Consider the following 3,450-nt stretch of genomic DNA (forward strand, 5'->3'; position numbering starts at 1 on the left):
ACGGCGCTGCTGCACGCTCCGGCCCAACCTTCTTCGATCGCGTGTTTGTGCCGGCTAGCGGGTGCCGCTGACAACGCGGCGGGCCGACGGGGTGTGTCCCGTCGGCCCGCCGTGCTGTACGCGCTGTCCGTGCCCTCAGGCGTCGACCTTGGCCATCACGTCGTCGCTCACGTCGAAGTTGGCGAAGACGTTCTGCACGTCGTCGCTGTCCTCAAGGGCGTCGATCAGCTTGAAGATCTTCCGGGCGCCTTCTTCGTCGAGCTCGACCTGCATGGTCGGGACGAAGTTGGCCTCGGCGGAGTCGTAGTCGATCCCCGCTTCCTGGAGGGCGGTGCGCACGGCGACCAGGTCCGTCGCCTCGCTGAGCACCTCGAAGGACTCGCCGAGGTCGTTGACCTCCTCGGCACCCGCGTCGAGCACGGCGCCGAGAACGTCGTCCTCGGACAGCTCGTCCTTGGGGACGATCACGACACCCTTGCGGTTGAACAGGTACGACACCGAACCCGGGTCGGCCATGTTGCCGCCGTTGCGGGTCATCGCGACGCGGACGTCCGAGGCAGCGCGGTTGCGGTTGTCGGTGAGGCACTCGATGAGCACCGCGACACCGTTGGGGCCGTAACCCTCGTACATGATCGTCTCGTAGTCGGCGCCACCGGCCTCGAGACCGGCGCCGCGCTTGACCGCGGAGTCGATGTTCTTGTTCGGGACCGAGCTCTTCTTCGCCTTCTGGATGGCGTCGAACAGGGTCGGGTTGCCGGACACATCCGCGCCACCCGTACGAGCCGCGACCTCGATGTTCTTGATCATCTTCGCGAAGAGCTTGCCGCGCTTGGCGTCGATCACGGCCTTCTTGTGCTTCGTCGTAGCCCATTTAGAGTGGCCGGACATCTGCCTGTCTCCTTCGCGTAACCCAACTCTTTACGAACGCCAGAGATCCTACAAGGACTCGGGCGCCCGGTTCGCGCGCACCATGTCGACGAACAGCCCGTGCACCCGGTGGTCGCCGGTCAGTTCCGGGTGGAACGACGTGGCGAGCGCGTTGCCCCGGCGTACGGCGACGATGTGGCCGTCGTGCTCGGCGAGCACCTCGGTCTCGGCGCCCACGGACTCGACCCAGGGGGCGCGGATGAAGACGCCCTCCACAGGATCGCCCTCGACGCCGTGGAAGTCGACCGCCGCTTCGAAGGACTCGTTCTGCCGGCCGAAGGCGTTGCGGCGCACGATCATGTCGATGCCGCCGACGGTCTCCTGGCCCGAGCGCGGGTCGAGGATCTTGTCGGCGAGCATGATCATGCCGGCGCAGGTGCCGTAGACGGGCATGCCGTCCCGCACGCGCGCGCGAAGGGGTTCCATCAGGCCGAAGAGGACGGCCAGCTTGGAGATCGTGGTGGACTCGCCGCCGGGCAGGACGAGACCGTCCACCTCGGCGAGTTCCTCGGGACGCCGCACCGGCCTGGCCACGGCGTCCGCCGCGGCCAGGGCGATGAGGTGCTCCCGTACGTCGCCCTGGAGCGCCAGGACGCCGATCACAGGTGCGTCAGTCATGGGCGTGGTGCCTTACCAGCCGCGGTTGGCGTAGCGCTCGGCCTCGGGGAGGGTGTCGCAGTTGATGCCGACCATGGCCTCGCCCAGGTTGCGGGACGCGTCCGCGATGATCTTCGGGTCGTCGTAGAAGGTGGTGGCCTTCACGATGGCGGCGGCGCGCTTGGCCGGGTCGCCGGACTTGAAGATGCCGGAGCCGACGAAGACGCCCTCGGCGCCGAGCTGGCGCATCAGCGCGGCATCGGCCGGGGTGGCGACACCACCGGCGGAGAACAGCACGACGGGGAGCTTGCCGAGCTCGGCGACCTCCTTGACGAGCTCGTACGGGGCGCGCAGGTCCTTGGCCGCGGCGTACAGCTCGTTGTTGTCGAAGCCGCGCAGCCTGGCGATCTCGTTCTTGATCTGGCGCAGGTGGCGGACCGCCTCGACGACGTTGCCGGTGCCGGCCTCGCCCTTGGAGCGGATCATGGCCGCGCCCTCGGCGATGCGGCGCAGGGCCTCACCGAGGTTGGTGGCGCCGCAGACGAAGGGGGTCGTGAAGGCGAACTTGTCGCTGTGGTTGACCTCGTCGGCCGGGGTGAGGACCTCGGACTCGTCGATGTAGTCGACGCCGAGGGACTGCAGGACCTGGGCCTCGACGAAGTGGCCGATGCGCGACTTGGCCATCACCGGGATGGACACGGCCTCGATGATCTCTTCGATCATGTTCGGGTCGGACATACGGGCGACGCCGCCGTCCTTGCGGATGTCGGCCGGGACGCGCTCCAGCGCCATGACGGCGACGGCGCCGGCGTCCTCGGCGATCTTCGCCTGCTCGGCGTTGACCACATCCATGATCACGCCACCCTTGAGCTGCTCGGCCATGCCGCGCTTGACGCGGGCGGTGCCGATCGCAGTGTTCTCGGTGGGCTGGGCGGAGTTGGAGAGCGTGCTGGACACGGGCGACCTCACTCGGTGAAAGAGGGTTCTTGCATCACCGAGGAAACGCGAGGGGACCAGGCCACAGCAAGGGCCAATGGGGAGGCGGTGGCTCATTCTGCCGGAACGAACCGGCCCTCCGGCCGAGTGGCCGCCCCCGCCGGCCCCGGCCTCTCAGGCTCCGGGCCGGTCCGCCAGCGCCGTCGGCGGCTCGTCGTCCATCTCGAACGCGAGAGGGAACGGGGCGTGCCCCGCCAGCCGGAACCACCGCACGGTGCGGTGGCGCCGCAGGGCCCGTGCGGCCCGTACGGCGTCGTTGTGGAAGCGCCGTGCCATCGGCACCCGCCGTACCGCCTGCGCCAGCTCCTCCGCGGCATCCACACCGCCCGGCGCCTCGCGCACCGCGTCGACCTGCTGCTGCTCACCGAACACGGCCCGCAACGCCTGGCTCAGCTCGCTCTCGGCCACCTCGCGGTGCTCCTCCTCGGCCTGCCGGGCCGCGTGGGCCGCCTCGTAGAGCACGATCGAGGCGGCCGGATCCAGGACGCCCGACGTGGCCAGCTCCTGGGCGACCGAGGCGCGCCGCAGCAGTTGGGCGTCGAGGGCGGCTCGGGCCGCGTCGATGCGGGCGTGCAGTCGGTCGAGCCGGCCGGCGGTCCAGCTCAGGTAGAGGCCGATGGCGACGAGGCCGACGAGGATCCAGATGAGGGTTGCGGTCACGGGCGGCAAGGCTACCGGGGCGTGGTCACCGCTCCACGAGGTCCCACGCGCAGCGGAATCCGCCGTGCCCGTCGAGGGGGCCGGGGGCGATCCGGAACGCCTGGACGGTGGCAGTCCGCGGTCGGAGGCCGCGCCCGGTCAGTTGGACATCCGAACCGGGCCGGCCCCGCGCCGGGGGGGGGGGGGGACCACAAATTATCGGGGGGGGGCGGTGTCGGGCCCCCCCCCCCCCCCCCCCCCCCCCCCCCCCCCCCCGGCGGGGGCCCCCCC

The 3,450-nt window shown here is 70.5% G+C and carries 4 protein-coding genes; all 4 read right to left on the minus strand.

Translation table 11 applies throughout. The features are described from left to right. Positions 1-135: 135 nt before the first annotated feature. Positions 136-888 (minus strand): YebC/PmpR family DNA-binding transcriptional regulator, encoded by a 753-nt coding sequence (locus tag ABZS97_RS43635; RefSeq protein WP_356149528.1) that lies wholly within the window; start codon positions 886-888, stop codon positions 136-138. 48 nt (positions 889-936) lie between these two features. Then, positions 937-1,545 carry a pyridoxal 5'-phosphate synthase glutaminase subunit PdxT gene (gene pdxT, locus ABZS97_RS43640; RefSeq protein ID WP_356149531.1) on the minus strand — a complete coding sequence of 203 codons (609 nt, stop codon included), beginning with the start codon at positions 1,543-1,545 and terminating at the stop codon, positions 937-939. Positions 1,546-1,557: 12 nt separating this feature from the next. Beyond that, positions 1,558-2,481: a pyridoxal 5'-phosphate synthase lyase subunit PdxS gene (pdxS, locus tag ABZS97_RS43645; protein ID WP_356149534.1), complete on the minus strand. Its 924-nt coding sequence runs from the start codon at positions 2,479-2,481 to the stop codon at positions 1,558-1,560. Between the two features lie 153 nt (positions 2,482-2,634). Beyond that, a complete protein-coding gene (locus ABZS97_RS43650) occupies positions 2,635-3,180 on the minus strand; it encodes a hypothetical protein (RefSeq protein ID WP_356149537.1) in 546 nt (181 codons plus the stop codon). Between the last annotated feature and the right edge of the window lie 270 nt (positions 3,181-3,450).

The sequence above is a fragment of the Streptomyces sp. NPDC005485 genome (genome assembly GCF_040606085.1).
Classification (GTDB): domain Bacteria; phylum Actinomycetota; class Actinomycetes; order Streptomycetales; family Streptomycetaceae; genus Streptomyces.